This is a genomic window from Paenibacillus sp. Y568 (genome assembly GCF_059445545.1).
The window spans coordinates 44,464-68,185 of record NZ_JCAIUM010000009.1; the positions used below are offsets into that span (position 1 = coordinate 44,464).

At 41.4% G+C, this 23,722-nt stretch carries 18 protein-coding genes; 16 read left to right on the plus strand and 2 right to left on the minus strand.

Annotated features, from left to right (window positions below; translation table 11 throughout):
- The first annotated feature begins 1 nt into the window (after position 1).
- The 10 genes from AC1D7X_RS14105 (at position 2) to AC1D7X_RS14150 (ending at position 10,648) form a co-directional block, all read left to right on the plus strand.
- Complete coding sequence (locus tag AC1D7X_RS14105) at positions 2-1,663, plus strand: ABC transporter substrate-binding protein (RefSeq protein ID WP_495475471.1); 1,662 nt, start codon at positions 2-4, stop codon at positions 1,661-1,663.
- A gap of 30 nt (positions 1,664-1,693) precedes the next feature.
- Complete coding sequence (locus AC1D7X_RS14110) at positions 1,694-2,698, plus strand: ABC transporter permease (protein ID WP_495454808.1); 1,005 nt, start codon at positions 1,694-1,696, stop codon at positions 2,696-2,698.
- 9 nt (positions 2,699-2,707) lie between these two features.
- Positions 2,708-3,607: a nickel transporter permease gene (gene nikC, locus AC1D7X_RS14115; RefSeq protein WP_495454809.1), complete on the plus strand. Its 900-nt coding sequence runs from the start codon at positions 2,708-2,710 to the stop codon at positions 3,605-3,607.
- Between the two features lie 139 nt (positions 3,608-3,746).
- Positions 3,747-3,908 carry a sigma factor gene (locus AC1D7X_RS14120; protein WP_495454810.1) on the plus strand — a complete coding sequence of 54 codons (162 nt, stop codon included), beginning with the start codon at positions 3,747-3,749 and terminating at the stop codon, positions 3,906-3,908.
- A gap of 27 nt (positions 3,909-3,935) precedes the next feature.
- The gene (locus AC1D7X_RS14125) at positions 3,936-5,114 is read left to right on the plus strand and encodes an anti-sigma factor (RefSeq protein ID WP_495454811.1); all 1,179 of its coding nucleotides are present in this window, start codon (positions 3,936-3,938) and stop codon (positions 5,112-5,114) included.
- Positions 5,115-5,134: 20 nt separating this feature from the next.
- Positions 5,135-5,668: a GNAT family N-acetyltransferase gene (locus tag AC1D7X_RS14130; protein WP_495454812.1), complete on the plus strand. Its 534-nt coding sequence runs from the start codon at positions 5,135-5,137 to the stop codon at positions 5,666-5,668.
- Positions 5,669-5,845: 177 nt separating this feature from the next.
- Positions 5,846-7,255 carry a deoxyguanosinetriphosphate triphosphohydrolase family protein gene (locus AC1D7X_RS14135; protein ID WP_495475472.1) on the plus strand — a complete coding sequence of 470 codons (1,410 nt, stop codon included), beginning with the start codon at positions 5,846-5,848 and terminating at the stop codon, positions 7,253-7,255.
- Between the two features lie 47 nt (positions 7,256-7,302).
- Entirely contained in the window at positions 7,303-8,265 is a 963-nt protein-coding gene (locus tag AC1D7X_RS14140) for a TRM11 family SAM-dependent methyltransferase (RefSeq protein ID WP_495475473.1), read from the plus strand.
- Between the two features lie 181 nt (positions 8,266-8,446).
- Positions 8,447-8,854, plus strand: coding sequence for a CopG family transcriptional regulator (locus AC1D7X_RS14145; protein WP_495454815.1), 408 nt, complete (start codon positions 8,447-8,449; stop codon positions 8,852-8,854).
- Between the two features lie 18 nt (positions 8,855-8,872).
- Positions 8,873-10,648, plus strand: coding sequence for an ABC transporter ATP-binding protein (locus AC1D7X_RS14150; RefSeq protein ID WP_495454816.1), 1,776 nt, complete (start codon positions 8,873-8,875; stop codon positions 10,646-10,648).
- A gap of 66 nt (positions 10,649-10,714) precedes the next feature.
- Here AC1D7X_RS14150 and AC1D7X_RS14155 read toward each other — a convergent pair whose 3' ends face one another.
- A complete protein-coding gene (locus tag AC1D7X_RS14155) occupies positions 10,715-11,686 on the minus strand; it encodes a D-2-hydroxyacid dehydrogenase (protein ID WP_495454817.1) in 972 nt (323 codons plus the stop codon).
- 404 nt (positions 11,687-12,090) lie between these two features.
- On the opposite strand from AC1D7X_RS14155, the gene thpR reads away from it, so the two are divergent.
- The 3 genes from thpR to AC1D7X_RS14170 all read left to right on the plus strand — a co-directional run bounded on the left by thpR (position 12,091) and on the right by AC1D7X_RS14170 (position 14,137).
- Positions 12,091-12,678: an RNA 2',3'-cyclic phosphodiesterase gene (thpR, locus tag AC1D7X_RS14160; protein WP_495454818.1), complete on the plus strand. Its 588-nt coding sequence runs from the start codon at positions 12,091-12,093 to the stop codon at positions 12,676-12,678.
- Positions 12,679-12,764: 86 nt separating this feature from the next.
- A complete protein-coding gene (locus tag AC1D7X_RS14165; RefSeq protein WP_495475474.1) occupies positions 12,765-13,559 on the plus strand; it encodes a cell wall hydrolase in 795 nt (264 codons plus the stop codon).
- 83 nt (positions 13,560-13,642) lie between these two features.
- Complete coding sequence (locus AC1D7X_RS14170; RefSeq protein ID WP_495454820.1) at positions 13,643-14,137, plus strand: hypothetical protein; 495 nt, start codon at positions 13,643-13,645, stop codon at positions 14,135-14,137.
- A gap of 21 nt (positions 14,138-14,158) precedes the next feature.
- On the opposite strand, the gene AC1D7X_RS14175 is transcribed toward AC1D7X_RS14170, so the two are convergent.
- Complete coding sequence (locus AC1D7X_RS14175; protein WP_495454821.1) at positions 14,159-15,319, minus strand: MGDG synthase family glycosyltransferase; 1,161 nt, start codon at positions 15,317-15,319, stop codon at positions 14,159-14,161.
- 312 nt (positions 15,320-15,631) lie between these two features.
- On the opposite strand from AC1D7X_RS14175, the gene AC1D7X_RS14180 reads away from it, so the two are divergent.
- From AC1D7X_RS14180 to gltB, 3 genes are all read left to right on the plus strand, one after another.
- On the plus strand, positions 15,632-16,225 hold the full coding sequence (locus tag AC1D7X_RS14180) for a TetR/AcrR family transcriptional regulator (RefSeq protein WP_495454822.1): 594 nt from the start codon (positions 15,632-15,634) through the stop codon (positions 16,223-16,225).
- Positions 16,226-16,400: 175 nt separating this feature from the next.
- A complete protein-coding gene (locus tag AC1D7X_RS14185; protein ID WP_495454823.1) occupies positions 16,401-18,743 on the plus strand; it encodes a YhgE/Pip family protein in 2,343 nt (780 codons plus the stop codon).
- 317 nt (positions 18,744-19,060) lie between these two features.
- Positions 19,061-23,659, plus strand: a complete 4,599-nt coding sequence (gene gltB / locus AC1D7X_RS14190; RefSeq protein ID WP_495454824.1) for a glutamate synthase large subunit — start codon at positions 19,061-19,063, stop codon at positions 23,657-23,659.
- The last annotated feature ends 63 nt before the right edge of the window (positions 23,660-23,722 follow it).

Here is a 23,722-nt window from a genome sequence, read left to right on the forward strand (position 1 = left end):
GATGAAGAGATGGATGACACTTGCACTGGTATTATCATTCAGTACTGTGGTTGCATTATCTGGTTGTAGTAGCAGTAATAAAAGTAGCACACCGACACCAAGTAATTCTCAGACGACGCCTGAACCAGCCCCAACGGAACCGACAGCTTCTAAGGGACAAGACACAATGATTTTTGGACGAGGTGGCGATTCTGTAGCACTAGATCCCGCTATTGTAACCGATGGAGAATCTTTGAAGATTGGACATCAAGTATTCGATTCTCTACTCGAATACAAGGAAGGCGTGACAGAAGTACAAGGAGCCTTGGCTGAATCGTGGGAAGTAACACCCGATGGATTGAATTATACATTTAAACTACGTCAAGGAGTAACATTCCATGATGGCACCGAATTTAATGCGGATGCTGTTGCCTTTAACTTTAAACGTTGGGACGACCCGAAGAGTGAATATAAATTCGAAGGTGACTCATTTGACTACTATGATTCCATGTTTGGTACTGAAGGCAGTCGTGTCATTAAAGAAATAAAGGTGATCGATCCGTATACGATTCAATTTATTTTGAACCAGCCACAAGCTCCATTTCTCCAAGATATCGCGATGACTTGCTTCGGTATTGCTAGTCCGAAGGCGATCCAGGAGAAAAAAGAAAATTTCAAGAGTGACCCTGTAGGAACAGGACCTTTTGTATTTAAAGAATGGAAACGAAATGACTCCATTACACTTGAGAAGAATCCGACCTACTGGAAAGAAGGGCTACCTAAATTAAGTAAAGTCGTTGTCCGCTCGATTCCGGATAATTCGGCACGTTTCAATGCATTACAGAATGGTGAGATCGATCTTATGGAAGATTTGAATCCGGATGATATATCAGTATTGGAAAGTAACTCAGCGCTTCAAAAGATTGAAAGACCGTCATTTAACGTGGCTTATCTTGGGTTCAATCTGAAACAAAAACCTTTTGACGATGTCAAAGTAAGACAGGCGTTGAACCATGCCGTTAACAAACAAGGAATTATTGAAGCTTTCTTTGCGGGTCAAGCGAAACCAGCGGTTAACCCTATGCCTCCAACGCTATGGGGACACAATGACAGCATTCAAGATTATCCGTATGATCTAGAGAAAGCTAAGCAATTGCTAGCGGAGGCTGGTTACCCGGATGGACTGCCTGAGGAAGTAACTATTTATGCGATGCCTGTATCTCGTCCCTATATGCCAGATGGGAAGAAAGTTGCTGAAGCGATCCAAGCTGATTTTGACAAGATTGGTGTCAAAGTCAAAATTGAATCACCTGAATGGGCAACCTACCTAGATGATTTGAAGGCTGGAGAAAAGGATGATATCTATATGCTAGGTTGGACAGGAGACAACGGGGATCCGGATAACTTTATTTACACGTTGTTGGACAAAGATACAATTCCCGGTAACAACCGTAGTTTTTATGTAAATGAAGACCTTCACAAGATCTTAGTTAATGCTCAGAAAGAAGTAGATCAAGGTAAACGTTCTGAAATGTATATGGAAGCACAAGTGATTATTAAAGAGGACGCTCCTTGGATTCCGTTGGTGCATACTACACCAATCCTTGCAGGAAAGGCGAATTTGAAGGGATATGTTCCTTCTCCGACAGGTTCTGAAGCCTACAGTAACATTTATTTTGAATAATACACAATACACCTGAGTGGGTGATCAATTTTGAACTCTTATATGATAAAGCGATTGATGGTCCTTATTCCTGTACTGCTGGGGATGACCATCATCGTATTCTCCATTATTCATGCTATACCTGGTGACCCCGCGGATACCATATTAGGGGATAAGGCAACGGAACAATCTAAAGAAGTATTGAGAGAGCAACTAGGACTAAACAAACCTTGGTTCCAGCAGTATTTTAACTATCTTGGGGATCTAGTTAAGGGTGACTTGGGAAGTTCTATCCGTACCAAACAGCCGATTGTCAAAGAAATCCTGCCTTATCTGGCGGCAACGCTCGAGTTAACATTTGCTAGTATGTTGTTTGCTATTATCATAGGTGTGAATGCTGGCATTCTTAGTGCGTGGCGACAAAATTCCTGGTTCGATTACATGAGCATGGTCATAGCCTTAGTAGGTGTATCTATGCCGATCTTCTGGTTAGGACTCATGGAACAATGGGTGTTCTCAATTAAGTTGCATTGGCTCCCTACAGGCGGGCGGATGGATCAACGTAACCCCATAGAATCGGTGAGTAATCTTTACATGATTGATGCCATATTGTCTGGGCATTGGAATCAAGTGTGGACCGTTATGAAACATTTAATTCTTCCAAGTATTGCGTTGGGTACCATTCCAATGGCGGTTATTGCACGTATGACGCGTTCTAGTATGTTAGAAGTGATGAGTTCAGACTTCATACGTACAGCTAGATCCAAAGGGTTATCTCAATTCCTTGTCGTGTATAAGCATGCGCTGAAGAATGCAGCAATCCCCTTATTGACAGTGATTGGTCTACAGACTGGGGCATTGCTAGGTGGAGCTGTACTAACAGAGACCATCTTTGCATGGCCAGGAGTGGGACGATATGTATTTGAGGCTATCAGCTCGCGTGATTATCCGGTCATTCAATCGGGTATTCTGATCATCGCTTTTATCTTTGTTATCATTAACTTGATTGTGGATCTTCTTTATTCTGTCATTGATCCACGCATCCAGTATAAATAAGGGGGTACCATGACACAGGCAACGGTTAGCACCCAAACCAGTAGTAACATTCCGACACAAGAAGAGGTATCAGGACCCTGGAGAGATGCGTGGAAGACTTTTCGAAAGAATAAAACAGCAATGATAGGGTTAGGCCTAATCGTGTTCTTCATTCTAATAGCATTGCTAGCACCATGGATTGCACCCTATGACTATAAAGAGCAACAATTGATGGAACGACTGCAATCTCCATCGTTAACTCATTGGTTCGGAACCGATGATTTGGGACGCGACTTATTTACACGTGTATTGTATGGAGCTCGTATTTCACTATGGGTTGGCTTCTTCTCGGTCATTGGTTCAGTTATTGTAGGAACAGCGCTTGGGATATTGGCAGGTTACTATGGGAAATGGATGGATATGATCATCTCCCGGATGTTTGATATTATGCTTGCCTTTCCAAGTATCTTGCTAGCCATAGCCATCGTTGCGATCTTAGGACCATCCTTGCAGAATGCATTGCTCGCGATTGCTATTGTTAATATTCCTACGTATGGACGACTGGTTCGCTCCAAAGTGCTTAGTCTGAAATCGGAAGAATATATTACAGCAGCGAAGGCTATCGGGATGAAGAATGGACGTATTCTAATTAGTCATATTCTTCCGAACAGTATGACGCCAATCATCGTACAAGGAACATTAGGAATTGGTATGGCGATTATAGAAGCGGCAGCATTGGGGTTCTTAGGCTTAGGAGCACAACCCCCTGATCCGGAATGGGGCAAGATATTATCAGATTCACGCCAATTTATTCAAAAAGCACCGTGGACCGTTATTTTTCCTGGGATCTCTATTATGTTGACAGTACTTGGCTTTAATCTGATGGGTGACGGGTTAAGAGATGCGATGGATCCGAAGATGAAGAATTAATAAGGGATAGTTAAAGGGGAATCTTTCCATCTATAAATGGAGAGGTTCCTTTTTTTATTGAGAAATCTTTAGGGTGTAAGCATTATTGAAGTTGTAACTTTTTTGAATGTCATACGTTCATAGGGTGAGAGGAGTGAATATGAAGCCCAACACATTAGATGAAGTATATAGAAAATATATGATGGATGTTTATCGTTATTTGCGATTACTATGCCGGGATGAGGCTACTACAGAGGACTTGGTGCAAGAAACCTTTTATCGCACTTTAAAATATTGCTGTTTCGGGCTAGAGAAAAATTGAGGCGAAACCGTGAAAGGGGCGACCAACATGAGTGAGGAATTCAAGAGAAAGATGAAAAGTTATATGGAGGGTACTCTGTCAGAAGAGGAACGCAGCACTGTGGAGCAGGAATTAGAAAAGATGGAGCTTTATCATTCTTATATGGAAGAAATGATGAGTGACGGGGAAAAGACTGAAATTAAACATCCATCATGGAATTCAGATTCACCTCGTTTGAATGAAGCGAGGATTCTACGAAAAGGCAAATGGAAAGCAAGATGGAGCACTGCTTTCACTGTGATCAGTATGTTCTTGATCTTTACGGTGATTACATCGATCATTACAATGGTGTTTTATCAATGGGGTGAGCCTGATCGTGGGGAACAATATAGAGATATCGTTAGCTCTGTAATTAAGATTACCCAACCTAATATTGAAGTGAATTTAAGCAGTAGTGTTGGACCTTATGAGGGGATGAAACTTACGGGAGAGATTCGGAAGCGGGTGGGCGCTGCTCGACTTAGTGTGGGGGAGTTCTCAGGTTCATTCTTTTTCAATTCTTTACGCACATATGATTTTGCATGGAATGAGCAGGGACAATATAGTAACGCGATATTTCAGTTACCTGAATCTGAAGGATTCAATAGTGATGCTGACTGGAAGCGTCTGAACATGTTACCTGAGGGAACAGTAGCTGAAGCCTATGTGTCCTATCGTAAATACTTCACCACAGATGAGTTATTGTCACAGTTCAAGGACAAGAATTTAGAAGTTGTATGGTTCGCTGTAGATACTGGACCAAATAATAAATCAGGAAATAACAACGGAATCATTACTGAGCCGATTGGGTTTCCTAGCAGTCCTATGTGGCATTCGGATGATATGATGGTTACGAGCAGTACGGAAAGCAAGAAACAATGGGGAATGAAGGTAACGATGCAGTCATCGACCTTCCCATCTGTCGACGTTTACGGGAACGGTGACCTTCGTAACGCTAATTTTATGAAAACATTGAAGTTAATTCAACAATATCCATCCATTACGAGGCAGTTGGCACCTTTTTATGATATCGATGTTGGTATATCATATATTGAGGAGCATGGCGTGAGATTATACGGTGCTGTAGTGACTGGTCCTACAAAGGAATTATTGAAATTGAAAGATGATCCACATGTATCCAATATCCGTATAGGTAAAGTTACACTTTGGGATTGGAACAAAGAATAAGGGAAAGAGGGACTTTAAAGATGCTTAAAGATAATGAATTATGTATAAGACCCGTTAAGGAGGAAGACTTACATACGCTTTGGGAGTTAATATACAAAGAGAAAGCACCCGAATGGAAGAAGTGGGATGCGCCCTATTATGAACACAAAGCCATCTCATATGAAGAATATCTAAAGAAGAAACCGAAAGTAATAGATCAAGATGATTATTGGGTCATAGAAATGGAAGGTCAAGTTATAGGCATAGTTAGTTACTATTGGGAACATGAACCTTCTCATTGGCTTGAAATGGGGATTGGAATATACCGTCCTCAGTATTGGAGTGGAGGTTATGGGACAAGAGCACTTAAAATGTGGATTAATCATTTGTTTAATACATTACCCTTGGTACGAGTAGGTTATACGACTTGGTCAGGTAATCATAGGATGATCAAGGTCGGTGAAAAACTAGGTATGACGATGGAAGCAAGGCTTAGAAAGTGTCGGTATTATAATGGAGAATATTATGATTCTATAAGAATGGGTCTATTGCGAGAAGAATGGCAGTCAATCTGACATTATAATAGTGTTTTTCAATGGAGGCGCGATTAGGCGTCTTTTTTTATAAGGAAAAAAGATTTTTTTAGCCCAAATATGGGTATATTCTTATACACGATGCAAGAAATAGCTTATAATGGAGCATAATAATGAGATATATACTTACATGGATGATGGAGTAAGGAGAGACTACCTATGACACTGAAAGAGAAAAGAGAACATCGGCAATATCCCGAACAGACGAAGCTAGATGCTTCACGTGCCACCTATGAACGAGATTATTCAAGACTCATACACTCTCCGACATTTCGGAGACTTCAAGGGAAATCACAAGTATTTGGTGCGGGAACAGGTGATTATTATCGGACGAGATTGACTCATTCACTTGAAGTAGCTCAAATTGCCCGTGAAGCCTCCAGGAGTCTGTTACGTTCCTATCCAGAAGTCACTCTTGAAATGGCAGATAACCCTGGACTGGTGATCGACCCAGAAGTCGTTGAATGCGCATCTATTGCCCATGACTTTGGACACCCTCCATTTGGACATAAGGGCGAAGAGGTACTGGATGGGATCCTCGAGAGATTTATCGATGAGAAAGTAAAGGCAGCAACGAAAGGGAAACATTCCTCGCCAGAACATCTCATGAAAGTACGTAGCGGGTTAAGGAAACAATATGAACATTTCGAAGGGAATGCACACAACTTCCGTCTGATTATGTTCTTGGAGAAAAGAGAGAATGTTGATGGCTTGAATTTATCGGATGCTGTATTACTAGGCATTAACAAATACCCATATCCAGGTACTGTCCTTAAAAAGGGGATGTATCAACATGAGTGGGAGTATATCTCACAGATTCGGAAAAGTTGGGACATTCCTGACGGGAAGAAGACGTTGGAAGCTCAACTGATGGATTTATGTGATGATATTGCTTATTCAGCGCATGACCTGGAGGATGGGATTAAAGCTGGAAAAATCGAGGTACACGAGCATTTCTTATTTGACCCCTCTATTATTCGACTAATCGTTGAGAAGATAACGACGCTTGAAGATTTCTTCTGGGACGGATGGACGAAAGAACAAATACAGCCTAAGGTGGAAGAAGTGTTGACCTCCTTTTTGCAAGTATGGAAAGAGAAGATGCCGTTGTGTGAGAATGACTATTCACGAACAAGACGTGAAGTGAAAGCCTATTGGGTGAGCCTTTTCGTGAGTAATCTGGGCGTTATAGCGGATGGGAATTGGAAGAAAGTCACGTTTGTGAAAGACGACGCCGAGAATGAGGATATGTTACGAACCGTATGTGTATTGAAGAGTTTTGCATGGGTCACGATGATTAAAGATCTACGTGTACAACGTCTGCAAAAAAGAAGCGAATGGATTATCAAGCGTCTATGGGACGCATTCTTAGATCCAGAAGTGTCGAAATCGATCATACCGTCGGACTGGTTGCAACGTTATGAGAAAGATCAATTGAAGGATAAACCGATATGGACATGGGAGCACATGGTCATTGATTACATTGCAGGGATGACGGATGCCTTTGCTGAGAAAATATATAATGAACTGTATGGGCTAAAAGTTGGATCAATCTACGACTTAGATTAATACAGCAAAATAGGCCATCGCATACGTAGTAGGAGAAGAGAGGCTAGTTGGAATTGGATAGTATGAATGGCATAACCGATTTTACAAATAAATATATTTATACTTACGCTTGTCACGAAACAGAGCTTGATTTATGTCAGATGGAGATCCGCTCTCTGTTTGGCAAGGATGCGGACACTTCTACGTATATCTTGAGTTCTAAGGAGATTAATCCTAGCAGAAGCGCATTTATATCGATGCGGTTAAATGTGTCGCATGCACTAAGTTCATTGGATCAGTTATGCGATAAGTTAGGGAAAGTTGAGATCGGCGATGCTTCTTTTAAAGTGGTGTATATGAAGGCTGGGGATCCCTTTACTTATGATGAACAGCGTTCTTTAGAGAGAAAGACGGGTGCTCGTATTAAAGGTACAGCTAATATGCGATCACCAGATGTACTATTTGGACTGATGGCGATCCAGGGTATATGGGTATGGGGGGAGTGTCAGTCCCCTTCGGAGTCTATTCGTCTTAAGCATAAGGACAAACCTCAGAATTATTCTACGGGTCTTCCTGTACATGTGGCGAGAGCATTAGTGAACATCGTTATTCCGAATCCGACAGAGGTGAGAGCCATTGATCCTTGTTGTGGTATGGGAAATGTGTTGATTGAAGCTTTATCTATGGGGATCGATATGGTGGGTTGTGATATTAATCCGCTAGCTGTAAAAGGAGCGAGAGTTAATCTTGCTCACTTCGGATATCCAGACGTTGTTAAATTGGGAGATATGAATAATCTAGTGGAAGAATATGACGCAGCCATATTAGATATGCCCTATAATCTATGTTCAGTGATATCGGAAGAAGATCAACTTCGTATGCTGAGGAGTCTGCGTAGACTCAGTAAACGGGCTATCATCGTATCTACACTTCCTGTGCAACATCTCGTTGAACAAGCTGGATTCCGTGTGATAGATCAATGCACAGTCTCAAAAGGTACATTTGTGCGAAATGTGTGGTTAGGCGAGTAATGAATTACAGTGAGTGGTTATAACGTAACAGTGGTAAGGATAGTGTCCTTTTTAAAAGAGGGCAGTATCCTTATTTTATTTTCGATTAAAAATAACTGGTAATATTATGAAATGTATATTACAATACCATCTATATGGATGGTATACAGATGTTTGAGAGATGGAAATTTGATATTAACCCATGGAGGCGAGTGTTATTTCAGAATCTGAGAAAGTAACAATTAACTTAGGAGCAGTGGATCTAGGACAGATCGATCTATTAGTAGACGAGGGGTTTTATTCTAACCGTACTGACTTTATCCGCCAGGCTATTCGGCAACAGCTTATCGTTCATTCTGGAGAAATCAAGCAAACATCAACGTACAAATATAGTGCGCTAGGGGTGTTCAAATATTCCTTGGATGAACTAGAAGTGTTGCAAAAGGGAAATAAGAAACTGGAACTGAAGGTGATCGGTACGCTAATCATTGATGAGAACGTACCACTTGAGTTAGTAAAGGAAACTTTCAAGAGTGTTAAGATATTCGGAATTATTAAAGCGCGACCAGACATCAAGAGTTTTTTACAGACTTTGCGCGATCTTTCCTAGAAAAGGGGGAATCGAGAAATGAATCAAGGTTCGACGATGCATAGGCTATTCTTGTATATGAAAAGGCAACGGCTATTGTATGCAGGTCTGACATTCACGATGTTGCTAGGTGTTGCGCTAGATTTATGGATGGCTTGGTTTCTGTCGAATGTGACGAATGCTGCCGCGAAGGGAGACATAGAGCGATGGCCATTCTTTATCGTTATAGGGGCTGTCGCACTATTCCTGTTAGGATTGAATTCTTATTTGGATCACTACTGGAAGACAAAGGTTTCTGTGAATATCCGTCAAGATATGCGGAACGATACCATGGAGCACTTACTTAAAGTGAATGTTCCATATCGAGATGATCATCATTCAGGGGAGTTACTATCTCGTCTAACAACGGACAATCAGGCTGTTGGAGACGGATGTGGGCATACACTGATGTCGGTAATTAAGAATCCTATTTTGATTGTTGCTTCGTTTGTATATCTACTACTAATTCATTGGCAATTAGCCTTAATCTGTCTGTCTATTGGTCCACTTACAGTATTGATCGGTGGCATATTTGGTAAATTAATGAGAACGAACACAGGGAAACTCCAGGAAGTACTAGGTCGCATGTCAGCTTTTCTACAAGATGTTCTTGTGGGAACATCTGTCGTCAAAACATTTGGTTTGGAACGCAAACTTTTACGTAAATTTACTCGTCAAAATGGTAACCTAGTTGATTTGGAAACTCGTGGCGGGAAGATTGAGGGTGCAGCGACTTCCGTGTCGAGCGTTTTTGGTAATCTTACCTTTCTAATTGCTATATTAGTTGCAGCTTTTTGGGTGGCTAAAGGTTCTTTAGAGGTAGGAGCCATGTTAGCTTTTATACAATTGATGAATTATTTAGTGGGACCGTTTATGCAGTTGCCTGGGCAATGGGCTTCTTTTCAAGGTTCCTTGGGAAGTGCGGATCGCATATTTTCTTTAATGGATGCACCAACTGAGGTTGAGAATCTACCCGAGGATAAAAAGGTGAATAAAGAATTTCGTAACTTAACTATAAATGAGGTTTCCTTTCAGTATTCAAGTTCAGGTCATCCTATTCTTGACGCTGTTAGTTTTGATGCCAGTGGGGGCGAAGTTATTGCAATTGTTGGGCCAAGTGGTGGAGGTAAATCCACGTTATTCAGATTATTACTTGGGTTCTACCCTATTCCAGATGGTGAGATTTCAATAGATGGTAATCTTATTAGCAATATGCCGCTACATGAATTAAGAAGTTACTTCGCGTACGTTCCTCAAGAAAACCATCTATTTACGGGTACAATTCGGGACAATATTGCCGATGGTAAAGCAGATGCGTCGGAAGATGAGATTATAGCTGCAGCTCAAAGTGCCAATGCGTATGATTTCATTATGGAGATGGAGGAAGGACTGGATACAGAAATCGGTGAGCGGGGAACTCGTCTGTCAGGTGGACAGAAGCAGAGAATCTCAATTGCGCGGGCCATATTACGCGATGCACCCGTGTTATTGCTTGATGAAGCAACGGCAGCCTTGGATAATGAAAGTGAACGTCTTGTACAAGATGCTCTGCTCACATTAATGAAAGGTCGAACGACGCTGGTCATCGCACATAGGTTGTCTACCATCACACATGCAGATCGAATTCTTGTCATGGAGAAAGGTAAGATTGTTGAGAGTGGCAACCATGCAGATCTTATGCGACAGGGAGACCGATACTATCAACTCTATACCACACAATTGAACACAAAGGCAGAGCAAGAGGACTTAAAGGTGGATGAAGTAATTTCAATTTAGATGAAATCACTATATAAATAGCCGAAGGGAGGCGGTTCCCATCGGCTATTCGTATGTTTACATCTTCTAGTATTTTAATTTGTAATTCACTAGATTTCTTGGGAGGTCTTTTCCTTCTATATAAGCTTTTAAGTTTTCTGTAAAAATATCAATGACCCGTTCATCGTAATGCTCTGTATTGCCCGCAATATGAGAAGTTACAATGACTTGGTTCATAGTCCACAGAGGATGATCTGCGGGTAAAGGTTCTTCTTCAAAAACATCGAGTCCAGCATACCGAAGAATTCCTTGTTCCAATGCGTTTAATAGAGCATCGGTTCTTACCGTAGGGCCACGTCCCACATTAATGAAACAAGCACCTGGTTTAACACTGTTAAATGCTGCTATATCAAATATGTGATGAGTTTCTTCGGTCAGGGGTAGAATATTAACAATATAATCGCTTTGTTGCAGTACCTCATGTAAGTTATCTATCGTATACATCGTATCTACATGTGGATCGGATTTACCAGAACGGCGTACCCCGAGTACATTCATTCCAAAAGCTTTTGCAATTCTCGCCGTTTCACTCCCGATTTCACCTACACCAACTATGGCGATTGTCTTACCGCGTAATTCTGGCAATGTCGCTGATCCGTCGGGACCAACCTTTGAATTCCATAGGTTTGTTTGTTGATTATGGATGGATTGTTGTATACCTCGAGTGAAGGTGAGAAGCATGGCAAAGATAGATTCTGAAATGGGTACCGCATGTACACCACTCGAATTTGTCAATAAGATACCTTTGTTTGAAAATTGTTCCTGAGGCATTTTATCTACTCCTGCAGACCAAGCTTGAATCCACTTTAATGGACTGTCCTCATGGAGAACGTCTTCTTCAATGGCTTTAGACCAACCTAGTAATACTTCAGCATTCCTCAGAAGTTCTGGATCCAGGTCCTTACTCTTTCCTACGGTGACGGTATAACCCGGAGCAATACGCTGAATTCGCTCAAGTTGCTCGGTTGATAAGTTATGCAGACTGACTATTTGATGCATGGTTTCAACCTCCTAAGAATAGATCATGAACATATCACATAAAAAGAATAACAGATTACATCGTAAATCGCATATTATCTGGGATATATTCAGAATTAACTCCTCGTAAAGGGTCATAATAGGAGTAATAAAAAATATTATCTTAGTCCAATTTATTCTAAAAGGTTACATTTAAATGGTAAATTATCAAAAAATACGAACACTCCGAAGCCTTGAGTTTATTGGACTTCGTTAAAAAATGTAATTATTTAGGTCACATATTTTTGCCGAAGTTGCTAGGGTTTTTTACCGACACCCATGAATTTGACGGCTTGAGCATTAGAACTGAAACAGCTATAATTACAAATGTTAGTCATTTCCCGATGATTAAATGGGTGATTGACATGGTATAGGGGTCTGATAAAATGAGAACAAATTTAACGAATAATAACGCACAAAGGTTATTTGTAGCTGTAAGGGTATCGGAATCACTACGACGAATGTTAGAGGCTGAGTGTAGTGATTGGAAAGAAACTACTTCTTTTCGCAAATGGACCTATTCGGAAGACTATCATATCACCTTGCAATTTCTAGGGGATGTGGAGGTAGAGAAAATTCCAGCTCTATGTGATTCTTTGCGACAAAGTGCAACTCAAGTTGCTCCCTTTATACTTGGAATTGGACCTTGGTCCACGTTTGGATTGACTGAATCACCAAGAGTGTTGTGGGCAAGTGTCACAGGTAATCTAGACCCACTTCTACGACTTCAACAAGTAGTAACTGAAGCTACATCAGTACATGGATTTCATAAAGAGGCACGTGAGTACCGGCCCCACATCACTTTAGCACGTAAATACGATGGGGAAACAGCATTTCAAGGACAGTTATTGCAAGCCGCAATCCCTTCCTTGGAGTCTTCACCTTGGCACATCAATGAATTTGTTCTATTCTCTACTAGAATGGGTTCTCAACCGATGTATGAAGTGGTGGAAAGGTTCACCCTACAACAATAATGTTTCGAAAATGATCAAAAGGGTTATTTAAAATCTATATTTTCGATTACATGTTTAGGGGAACGCCGGAATTTTAGGAGGTATATATGAATATCATTAGACAAAACCGCTGGTTTACACTCTTAATCGGTGTTATTTTAGTGTGTTTCTCTGCGATATATCTGCTGTTGCAGACAGAAGGTAAACAAGATAGAGGCGAATTGTACAAGCAGGTATCTATGAATGCAACACAGATTCATGGTTTTCAACCATTGTTAACATATACGATAGAACATAGTAAGCCATTCTATACGTTAGTTAATACACCAGAACCACAATCGGTTGTAACACCTAAGGGAGTAAAGACTGCTTCAGACCATGCAACCTTGAATAAGAAACAAGTAACGGAAACAGTTGTGGAAAAGAACATAACGACCGAGGTTAACGCTAAGCTCAATCCCCCCAAAGAACTATTCTTTACTCGGACCCAGCTGTTAAGTCAGAATGAGAAGGAACATTCGACTTGGCAATACACTGTCTCTGATAAAGAACTGCTAATGCTCCGTAAAATCGTGATGGCAGAAGCGGAAGGTGAACCGTACCAAGGCAAAGTGGCAGTTGCCAATGTTGTCTTAAACCGGCTACGGTCAGCTAATTTCCCCGATACTATATATAAAGTTATATATCAGAAATATCAATTTAGTCCTGTAGCTAATGGACGATTTGATCGTGTTAAACCTAATGGGGATACCATTCATGCGGTTAATGAGGCCTTAAATGGACGTAAAGAAGTTAGTGACGATACGTATTATTTCCTGTCACTAAAATTAGCTGATGATCTTACTGTTCATAACACACGTACATTCTATAAGACGATTGGCAATCATTCATTCTATAAATAGAACGATATTGTAGCCTTTATTAACTTTTCGCAATCCGTAGGCATATGTTATGTGGAGTAGCCTAAAGGAAGGCAGGAAAAGTTATGACTAATTTCATATCTGGTTATAGTTCAGGATTACGGGAAGCTGTATATGTTGAGCTGAATAGAATTATTCAAAGTGAGTATAGAGGCCTGTTGTATATTCAGAGGTTAGAAGATCTAGCACCAGCCAATCATAAGCATCACTTTCACAGTTCTGAAAAGAAGGAACGTCATGGAAGAATTGCCGATTTAACTCGTCATTATTATGCTCATATTGGATGCTATCCTTTGTTTGATAAGGTTGAATTCCCAGTGAATTATATCTTGGGGCTTGAACAGTCTTTAGATCATGCTCTAGTGTCTGCCAGGAATTATTCGGAATTACTACTCTCTAATCGTGATCCTTATATGCAGAGGGAATTATACAGGGCTGTGAATAGTGAGGTACGTTGGGCTACGCGTGTCAACTTCTTATATTCGAGTTATCTATATTCACAGAATACACATGGAACCAGTCTCAAACAAACACAAAGACAGCTCCCTACTAAGAGATAGTAAGGAGCTGTTTGGGGAATCTTATGGATTAGAGGCGGCTACCCAAGCCGTGGGGACATGGGATTGTTCAATCACCATATTTAAGACAGTATGTGCACAATAATCGGGTTGTAGATACGTCTCGTCTCGTTTCGGTTGTTGTCTACCAGCCTCGAAAGGGTTGTATTGTTGTGTGATTAGGTTGAACCATTGTTCAATCACTTCTGGAGAATGAATGGTTTCAGCAAAACCTTGGTTTACAAAAAAGCGACTATTCTGCTCTTCCTGACCTGGAATGGCTTGAAGGAATAACATTTGTATTCCTTTCGCGAGTCCTTCAGTACAAGTCATTCCACCTGGCTTCGTAATCAGTAAGTCGGATACATCCATGAGTTTGTTAATCTGGTGGGTATATCCGAGAATTCTGATGTTGGGATGATCAAACATCGGATTGTCCTCCATCTTCTCTAGAAGCTTCATATTACTACCCAAGCAAAAAATAAGTTGGATTCGGTCTGCCCAGGACGTTAACTGTTGAAGTAAATCTGGCTTCAAGTTTAGACCCCAACCTCCACTCATAATTAAAACGGTGGGCATATCCTTTAACTTTAATTCTTTACGAAGTTGGTCTTTATCTCCGACTTGCCAGAAATCGGGATGAACAGGTATCCCCGTTATTTGAATCTTGTCAGGTTCTACACCACGTTGGATCAGAAGGTTCTTAACCTTCGGTGATGAAGCTAAATATTGACTGACTTCAGAACTAATCCATGTACCATGAACATCATAGTCGGTGATCAGTGTAATCAGTGGTACATCAATCCCTTGTTTCTTTAATCTAGAAATGATCGTGTTAGGGATTGGATGTGTACATATAATAACGTCAGGTTTCAGTTGTGAAATGACTTGAGCAGCATGAGCATAGAAAATGCGATGAAGAGCAAGTTGTGTAAGTTTATTTAAGGACTTGTCATATTTATTCCTGTAGAACATGCCTACAATAGCCGGAGATGTATTTACAGTTTTACGATAAGCAGATAATATCCAAGGGCCAATGGTTGGATTTAAAAAATTACCTAGTTCAATAACTCTGCATTGTAAATGTGGATAAAGCAACTTCATTCCGTGGGCCAAGGCATGAGCGGCTTGCGTATGTCCTGTTCCGAAACCTTCCGATAACAGGAGTACTCTTTTTTTTCTCATGAGTTCACCTATTTCTTATTCGTTCTATATTTACACTTACAGAAATTAGAGCATTATTATGTAATTATGTATTTATTATAAGGGAGATGCAACCTTTTCTAAATAGACTTGAGGCGGTAGTTTTTCCTAGACCTAGGACGGGGGGAAGAATATACGAGTAAGTTCCCAGATAATTATTTTAAATTCATTCTTTTAGGATGAGGTTGATATTTAAAATAGAGCATGTTAAACTAACAAATGACTAAATGACCAATTGAGAAAACTGGTCATTAAAGAGAGTAACCATAATTAAAGGAGAGAGGAGGCGATAAAATGGCTGTGACGGATCGTCGTAAGCAAGTTCTAGCTTCTGCGGGTCAGTCATTTGCAACATTTGGATACAAAGCAACAACCATGGATCAGGTAGCTAAGATCGCTAACGTGGGCAAAGGAACGATCTATACGTTTTTTGCGAATAAAGAAGAGCTCTTTGATGAAATTCTGTATGGAGTTATCATAGATATGAAAGAAATTGCTGATCGTGAAATCAGTCGGGATAAGGAATTTTTTGATAATCTATACAGAGTTCTGGATCGTTTGCTGGAATTCCGTAGTGAGCATGAGTTGTTTATCAAGCTTTCGCATGAGGTACGTGATTTTGGAACCCCACAAGCACTTGAAGCGCTCGATAAAGTGGAGAATGTGATCTTGGGGTATATGGAGCGTGAGTTGCAGGCCGCTTTGGACAATAAGGAAATTAAGCCATGCGATCCTAAGATTGTAGCTAATGTGATATTGAGGCTCTACATTACATTAACAACAGAAACTCGAAAATCTTACGAGCCACTAAGTGAGAAAGAGATTAAGCGTTACTTTCGCTTGTTTCTCTCTGAAGGGTTGGCGGAAATAAGAGATCCCAACAGATAGGTTATGAATGATTCATAACCCCAAATAGTAAACATAGAGAAAAAAATTTCCTAAGGAAGCGGTGTGCATAAGTAGCACGGCATCGGATTTCGTAGAGGAGTTTTCTTAGGTCTAAAACTGACCGGATGAGGAATATAGTCATTAAGTATTTGTACTATAAGGAGAGAAAATAATAATGAAGTCGATATCCGTATTTTTGAAAGATATGGGGTCAGCGGTCAGAGATCGTAAATTATTGATCAGTATGATTGCTATTCTTTTTATCCCAGTCATGTATAGTGGCATGTTCTTAGGGGCCTTTTGGGATCCCTATGGTAAAATGGACGATCTTCCTGTAGCCGTAGTCAATACTGACAAAGGGGCTAATTATGAAGGCAAGTCGCTCCATGTCGGTAATGATTTGATGACGGAATTGAAGAAGACAGACGGATTCAAATGGGAATTCGTTACGAAGCAAGTAGCTGAAGCTGGAATGGACGATAATAAATATTATATGACCATTCTTATTCCAGAGGATTTCTCATCTAAAGCTACGACGTTATTAGATGAACAACCTGAGCCTGCTCAGATTGTGTTCAAGCCAAACGAAGGGAATAACTTCTTGGCAGGACAGATTGGTGGTACTGCGGTAGAACGGATCAGAGCACAAGTCGCTGCCAAAGTGACTGAAGTATACACGCAAACGTTATTTGATCAGATCAAAACAGTATCTACTGGATTTAAGGAGGCAGGTACTGGAGCTGGTGATATTAATGAAGGTGCAAGCAAATTGGATGATGGAGCCACTTTGCTGAAAGATAATCTAGGGAAGTTGGTTGACGGCTCAATAAAATTACAAGATGGCATTCAGCCTCTGACTCAAGGTGTTAATGATCTTGGAGCAGGTGCAACACAATTGAAGGATGGCTCTTCAACACTTGCAGGTGGACTAACGCAACTACAAGCAGCTCAGAAAAAGTTGGAGACAGGTGCGGTTCAAGCCCACGAAGGTACTACGCAATTGCAAGCAGGTCTAGAGTCCTCTGAACAGGGAAGTGCTAAGATTGTAGCGGGTCTACAATCTTCTGTAGATGGAAGTTCACAACTAGAAGTTGGACTTAAGTCTACGGTAGATGGAGCATCGCAATTGGAAACGGGTCTTAATGCTTCCGTAGAAGGAAGTGCTAAACTGGAACAAGGATTAAAGGATTCTGCAACAGGTAGTGAACAAGTAGCTAGCGGTGCAGCTAGTGTAGCACAGGGTTTGAAACAATTAGCGGCATCGAACCCAGAACTTGCTGCAAGTGAAGATGTCCAGAAACTACTAGCAGCGAGTCAAGCCGTAGCGCAAGGTAGTGACAAGTTAAATCAAGGGCAGCAACAATTAGTGCAAGGGGCTACCCAATTGAATCAAGGACAGACACAGTTAGCACAAGGGGCTACGAAACTTCATGAAGGTGCAGAGAAACTTCATGTCGGTGCGAGTGCGTTAAATCAAGGAGCACAACAATTGTTGAAAGGAAGTACAGAATTACATCAAGGGCAGCAGCAACTTGTCCAAGGTGCCACACAATTAGAGTCGGGTCAATCACAATTGGCTGATGGTCTTCAATTGTTCGGGACTAAGATGGGAGATGCTGTAACAGGAAGTCAACAATTAGCCGGTGGTGCCGATAAAATAGCGGCAGGTTCTGAGAAGTTATCTGGTGGTATGAGTCAACTAGGTGGCGGTATTGGAACGATTACCGATGGATCTAAGAAGTTAAGTGATGGTGCTGGGGAATTAGAAAATGGTCTTGTGAAGTTGAAAGACGGTTCTGATGAACTTGCTACTAAATTAAATGAAGCAGCAGATACAACTGGAGCAGTAAAAGGAACAGACGCAACGTATGGTATGTTTGCTGAGCCAGTAATAGTCAAAGAAGAAAAGGTAAATAAGGTTCCTAACTACGGTACAGGGTTCGCTCCGTACTTCTTATCCTTAGGACTATTTGTAGGAGCACTTATTTCAACGATCGTATTACCAAGTCGTGAATCTAGTGTGCCAAATGCTTCAGGCTGGAACAAATTTGTAAGTCGTACACTAGCATTCTGTAGCATAGGGATCATTCAATCGATTCTTGCAGCAGTGGTAACGCTATATGGATTAGGTCTCGAAGTTCAAAGTGTACCTTTGTTCTACTTATTCACCGTACTCACTAGCTTTACCTTTATGTTCTTAGTACAGGCGTTTGTAACATGGTTCGATCAACCAGGGCGCTTCGCAGTTATTGTTGTTCTTATTCTACAACTTACAACAAGTGCAGGAACATTCCCTAAAGAATTGATTCCAGGTTGGTTGAGCGCAATCAACCCATGGTTCCCAATGACTTATAGCGTGAAAGGATACAAAGCTATTATTTCTACGGGTAATTTCGGTTCCATGTGGTCTGATGTAGGAGTTCTAGCAATATTTGCAGGGATCTTCCTGATTGCTACACTCATGTACTTCTTAACAAAGACAAAACGTCTTAACGAAGAACATACTTTGAGAGCATAATTTAAAAGAAAATCATGGGAGCGAGCCATCAAGGTCATCATAATGACCTTGATGGCTCGCTCTTTTTTTACTATTTATATTCATCTCCTGAAATATTGTATTGAATAGTGAACCTTAATTATGCATAATTATTAAAAATACACTTCTATGCATTAAAGCTTTCATGCAAAACAATTATTATCGCCATAATAAAAAATATTAAATTGTGTAGATATTAGGTTGATGATAAAATAATATAACCAAATTAGAACGTTCTAATAGCAATCGGTTTTGTTTACTTGTGAATTCATATTCTATATATAGAAAGGTTGCGAACCATGAGACACACAGCACTCCCACCGAAACAGGGACTCTACGATCCACAACATGAGAAAGATGCATGCGGAATGGGATTTGTAGCTAATATTAAGGGGAAGACCTCTCACGAGATTGTCAGTCAAGCACTCACGATGCTCGTTAATATGGAACACCGTGGCGGTCAAGGAAGTGAGCCGAATTCAGGTGACGGAGCCGGTATTATGCTACAAATTCCACATCGTTTTTTCAAGAAGGAAGCCACGAAGTTAGGATTTAACCTTCCTCAGCCAGGACACTATGGTGTAGGGATGATCTTCCTTTCACAAGATCCAACGATTCGTGAAGCTCATGAGACGAAATTACAGTCTATTATTGAAGAGGAAGGTCAGGTTTGTCTGGGCTTTCGTGACGTACCTACAGTAGACGATATGCTTGGTAAATCTGCCAAGGATGCTAAACCCTATGTACGCCAAGTATTCATTGGTCGAAATAGTACGTTACAAGATGAAATGGCTTTTGAACGTAAATTGTATGTGATTGGTAGACGTATCGAACTTGCTACTCGTTATAGTGGGGATGAAGAAGGAGAAAGTTTCTATCTTACCAGCATCTCATGTCGCAAAATCGTATATAAAGGTATGTTGACGACAATCCAAGTAGGCCAATTCTATGTGGATCTACAGGATGAATCGTTCGAGTCCGCTATTGCACTTATTCATTCTCGATTCAGCACGAATACATTTCCAAGCTGGGAACGCGCCCATCCTTATCGTTATATGATTCATAACGGGGAGATTAATACACTCCGCGGTAATGTGAACTGGATGCATGCACGTCAGTCTCTGTTTGCAAGCGAAGTATTCGGTGATGATCTGGAGAAAGTGAAGCCTGTCATCAATCCAGATGGTTCAGATACAGCGATGTTTGACAACACTTTTGAATTCTTATATTTAAGTGGACGCTCGTTACCTCATGTTGCCATGATGATGGTGCCGGAGCCTTGGAATAACCACGAGACAATGGATGATACTAGAAAGGCATTCTATGAATATCACAGCACACTTATGGAGCCTTGGGATGGACCAGCTGCGATGGCCTTTTCTGATGGTGTTCAGATTGGGGCTATTCTTGACCGTAACGGATTACGTCCAGCTCGTTATTATGTAACCAAGAATGATCTTATTGTACTTTCTTCCGAAGCAGGTGTATTAGATATTCCAGCTGAAGATATACTCTACAAAGATCGGTTGCGTCCAGGACGTATGTTATTGGTAGATACGAAGGAAGGTAGAATTATTTCCGATGAGGAAGTGAAAGCTGAAATTGCCTCAGAGAAACCTTATCGTGCATGGTTAGATGAACATTTAATTAACCTAGATGAACTGCCAGATGCACCCGAGCTACCAGATCCGAAGCATGATAACATTCAACAATTGCAACAGTCTTTTGGATATACCTTTGAGGAACTACGTAAAGTCTTAGAACCTATGGCTTCTACTGGAGCAGAGGCGATAGCCTCCATGGGTTATGATGCCCCTCTAGCCGTATTCTCAGAACGCCCACAGCGTCTGTATAATTATTTCAAACAAATGTTTGCGCAAGTAACGAACCCTCCCATCGATGCGATTCGTGAGGAGATCATTACCGCAACTGGAACAACGATCGGACCTGAACGTAACATGCTGCATCCAGAACCTGAGAGCTGTCGTCAGATTCGCTTGGATACGCCCGTATTATCTAATGAAGACTTCGGCAAAATCCGTCATGTGCACCGCCCAGGATTTAAATCCATGACCATTCCGATCCTCTTTCCTGCGGCCGATGGTGCGAAAGGAATGCGGGAAGCATTAGATGTCCTATGTAAAGCGGCAGATCGTGTTATTGATAAAGGGCATAATATTCTTATTCTTTCTGACCGAGGTGTTGATAAAGATAATGCAGCCATACCAGCACTATTAGCGGTATCTTGTCTGCATCATCATTTGATCCGTCAGGGTACTCGAACCATGGTAAGTATTCTATTGGAATCTGGTGAACCTCGTGAAGTACATCATTATGCTCTTTTATTAGGCTATGGCGTGAGTGCAGTTAATCCATATCTAGCATTCGAGAGCTTGGACGATATGATTCAACAGGGAATGTTGCGTGGGATTTCACATGAGAAAGCTGTAAAGAATTATATTAAAGCAGCGACGAAGAGTGTGGTCAAAGTATTATCCAAGATGGGTATCTCGACGATCCAGTCTTATCGAGGTGCACAGATTTTTGAAGCTGTCGGATTGAACTCAGAGTTCGTGGATCAGTACTTCACACGTACACCTTCCCGGATCGCTGGTATCGGTCTAGAAGAAGTGGCTATAGAGACATTGTCTCATCATAATCGTGCATTTACAGATAAAGATGGAAATGACAAAGAACTCGATTCTGGTGGTGAATATCAATGGCGCAAAGATGGGGAAGAGCATCTGTTCAACCCTCAAACCATTCATTTACTTCAACAATCGGTTCGTACGAATGATTATACCCTTTATAAGAAATATGCTCGCTTAGTTCAAGGTGAGAATGAACAGCGTAAAACGATTCGTTCCCTTCTACAATTGAAGCCCGTAGGAGCTTCTATTCCTATTGAAGAGGTTGAATCCGTAGAGTCTATCATGAGACGTTTCAAGACAGGCGCTATGTCATTCGGTTCGATTAGTAAAGAAGCCCATGAAAGCATGGCTATTGCGATGAATCGTATTGGTGGGAAGAGCAATACGGGCGAAGGTGGAGAAGATCCAGCTCGGTTTATCCCAGATCCTAATGGGGATTCACGTCGTAGTGCAATCAAACAGGTCGCTTCAGGACGATTCGGAGTTACATCCAATTATCTAGTTAATGCAGATGAGATTCAGATTAAGATGGCTCAAGGAGCTAAGCCAGGAGAAGGTGGTCAGCTTCCAGGTCGTAAAGTATATCCTTGGGTTGCGGAAGTTCGAGGATCTACTCCAGGAGTGGGCTTGATCTCTCCACCTCCTCACCATGATATTTATTCGATTGAGGACTTAGCAGAATTGATCTATGATCTTAAGAATGCTAACCCACGTGCGAATATTAACGTGAAGCTGGTATCTGAAGTTGGTGTAGGAACGATTGCTGCTGGTGTTGCTAAAGGACGTGCAGACATCATCCTCATAAGTGGTTACGATGGAGGCACAGGCGCATCACCACAAGGTTCGATTCGTCATGCAGGACTTCCATGGGAGCTTGGGCTTGCTGAGACACATCAGACCCTTATTCTGAATAATCTCCGTGATCGGGTTGTACTGGAAACAGACGGCAAAATGCTAAATGGTCGTGATTTGGCCGTTGCTGCGTTGCTGGGAGCAGAAGAATATGGATTCTCTACAGCACCTTTGGTTGCTCTAGGTTGTATTATGATGCGCGTATGTCAAATGGATACTTGTCCAGTTGGGGTTGCTACACAGAACCCAGAATTGCGTAAGAACTTCATGGGAGATCCAGCCCATGTAGTTAACTTTATGACATTTGTAGCCCAAGATTTACGTGAGATTATGGCTGATCTTGGCTTCCGAACCATTCAGGAAATGGTAGGACGTACAGATTGTCTAGATGCGATCACAGCAACAGGTCATTGGAAGAAGGAAGGAATAGACTTGTCCGTTCTCCTTCATTCTCCTGAACTACCTGAAGATAGTACTCGATTTAACAGTAAACGTCAGAACCATGGTCTAGATGAGACATTAGATATTCAACAGTTACTAGAACTTGCTTCGCCTGCCTTAGAGAATGGTACCCCGGTGCAAGCTGTTCTACCGATTACGAATGTTAACCGTGCTGTAGGTACGATATTAGGAAGTGAAATCACACGTAAATATGGAGCGGTTGGTCTACCAGACGATTCTATTCAATTCACATTCTTAGGAACAGCAGGTCAGAGCTTCGGTGCCTTCGTACCGAAGGGAGTAACCCTAACTGTTGTGGGAGATTCGAATGATTACGTGGGTAAAGGTCTTTCAGGTGGTAAATTGGTTGTGAAACCTTCTGAGAAGTCTACCTTTAAAGCGGAAGAGAATATAATTATTGGTAACACAGCGTTCTATGGTGGAACTAGTGGTGAAGCCTATATCTGTGGAATAGCAGGTGAACGATTCGCGGTACGTAACTCTGGGGTTAAGGTCGTCGTAGAAGGTGTGGGCGATCATGGTTGTGAATATATGACGGGTGGACGTGTCGTCGTACTTGGTGAGACTGGACGTAACTTTGCAGCGGGAATGTCAGGTGGTATTGCTTATGTATACGACCCAGAGGGGACCTTTATTGAACGCTGTAATCTGGAAATGGTATTACTTGAGCGTGTAGAAGAGGCTGCAGAAGCTGCAGAACTCCAGGGTCTCATTCGTAATCATGTTGCGTACACGGAGAGTACCCTTGGACAACGAGTGCTTGATCAATGGACAGAAAGTTTGAGTCAGTTCGTTCGAGTTATTCCAAAGGACTATAAAAAGATGACAAGACAGATTGAGAAGGTTTACGAAAGTGGATTAACGGGTGAGGCTGCTCTTCTTGCCGCATTTGAAGCTAATATGCGTGAACTAGCCCGTACCGGTGGCAATTAATAAATGAATGATTAAAGGGATTTCACGAAATGATGAACAGATTTCGTGATAAACTTACCTACT

Excerpts from the sequence above, each read along its gene's own strand:
- AC1D7X_RS14105 (WP_495475471.1), top strand. The coding sequence starts at position 2 with ATGAAGAGATGGATGACACTTGCACTGGTATTATCATTCAGTACTGTG.
- nikC (WP_495454809.1), top strand. The coding sequence starts at position 2,708 with ATGACACAGGCAACGGTTAGCACCCAAACCAGTAGTAACATTCCGACA.
- AC1D7X_RS14120 (WP_495454810.1), top strand. The coding sequence starts at position 3,747 with ATGAAGCCCAACACATTAGATGAAGTATATAGAAAATATATGATGGAT.
- AC1D7X_RS14125 (WP_495454811.1), top strand. The coding sequence starts at position 3,936 with ATGAGTGAGGAATTCAAGAGAAAGATGAAAAGTTATATGGAGGGTACT.
- AC1D7X_RS14130 (WP_495454812.1), top strand. The coding sequence starts at position 5,135 with ATGCTTAAAGATAATGAATTATGTATAAGACCCGTTAAGGAGGAAGAC.
- AC1D7X_RS14135 (WP_495475472.1), top strand. The coding sequence starts at position 5,846 with ATGACACTGAAAGAGAAAAGAGAACATCGGCAATATCCCGAACAGACG.
- AC1D7X_RS14145 (WP_495454815.1), top strand. The coding sequence starts at position 8,447 with ATGGAGGCGAGTGTTATTTCAGAATCTGAGAAAGTAACAATTAACTTA.
- AC1D7X_RS14150 (WP_495454816.1), top strand. The coding sequence starts at position 8,873 with ATGAATCAAGGTTCGACGATGCATAGGCTATTCTTGTATATGAAAAGG.
- AC1D7X_RS14155 (WP_495454817.1), bottom strand. The coding sequence starts at position 11,686 with ATGCATCAAATAGTCAGTCTGCATAACTTATCAACCGAGCAACTTGAG.
- thpR (WP_495454818.1), top strand. The coding sequence starts at position 12,091 with ATGAGAACAAATTTAACGAATAATAACGCACAAAGGTTATTTGTAGCT.
- AC1D7X_RS14165 (WP_495475474.1), top strand. The coding sequence starts at position 12,765 with ATGAATATCATTAGACAAAACCGCTGGTTTACACTCTTAATCGGTGTT.
- AC1D7X_RS14170 (WP_495454820.1), top strand. The coding sequence starts at position 13,643 with ATGACTAATTTCATATCTGGTTATAGTTCAGGATTACGGGAAGCTGTA.
- AC1D7X_RS14175 (WP_495454821.1), bottom strand. The coding sequence starts at position 15,319 with ATGAGAAAAAAAAGAGTACTCCTGTTATCGGAAGGTTTCGGAACAGGA.
- AC1D7X_RS14180 (WP_495454822.1), top strand. The coding sequence starts at position 15,632 with ATGGCTGTGACGGATCGTCGTAAGCAAGTTCTAGCTTCTGCGGGTCAG.
- AC1D7X_RS14185 (WP_495454823.1), top strand. The coding sequence starts at position 16,401 with ATGAAGTCGATATCCGTATTTTTGAAAGATATGGGGTCAGCGGTCAGA.
- gltB (WP_495454824.1), top strand. The coding sequence starts at position 19,061 with ATGAGACACACAGCACTCCCACCGAAACAGGGACTCTACGATCCACAA.